This window comes from Modestobacter marinus (assembly GCF_019799945.1).
GTDB classification, from domain to species: Bacteria; Actinomycetota; Actinomycetes; order Mycobacteriales; family Geodermatophilaceae; genus Modestobacter; species Modestobacter marinus_B.
Map to the genome: position 1 here is coordinate 1 of NZ_JABGCH010000233.1, position 509 is coordinate 509.

General features: G+C 34.2%; 1 protein-coding gene. It reads right to left on the reverse strand.

What is annotated here, in order from left to right:
- Positions 1-128: 128 nt before the first annotated feature.
- The coding region (locus HK417_RS24725) for a hypothetical protein (protein ID WP_222273540.1) at positions 129-509 on the reverse strand (381 nt) is incomplete at its 5' end.

Sequence of the window (509 nt, forward strand, 5' to 3'; positions counted from 1 at the left end):
AAGGTGCGTGGAAATGTAAATGGAAACAATGAAATAATCAACGTTTCTACAGATAAGTACTTTATCCCTGTAAAAGCAACTTGCGTTGATATACAAGATAAAACAACTCTATTCTTAGATTGATTTGACTATAACGTTGCTATGCCAATGTTTATTGCACGTGAATTCATTTTTGATACAAATGGTGGGAAGAGTTTAAATGATTTAAATACTTTATCAGCTACACAAAATGCTATTCCAGGTATTGTAATGACACCAAAAGAAATAAACGTCATTAAAGATATGATTCTTGTGTCCAACTTATATTCTTCTTCTTTTGCGCAATGTGAAAGATTTAAGCAATCAGACCATGAGGTTTCACCTCCATCAGGACAACAAGCTACTGCTAAAGCTGGTGATTTAAGACCTGATTGACTTATTGGCACAACTGGACTTAACCCAGTTTCAATTGAAGGTAAGCAACCACAAGCGGTTATTGATGGTATCTTTGAAAAATACCTACGTGATAA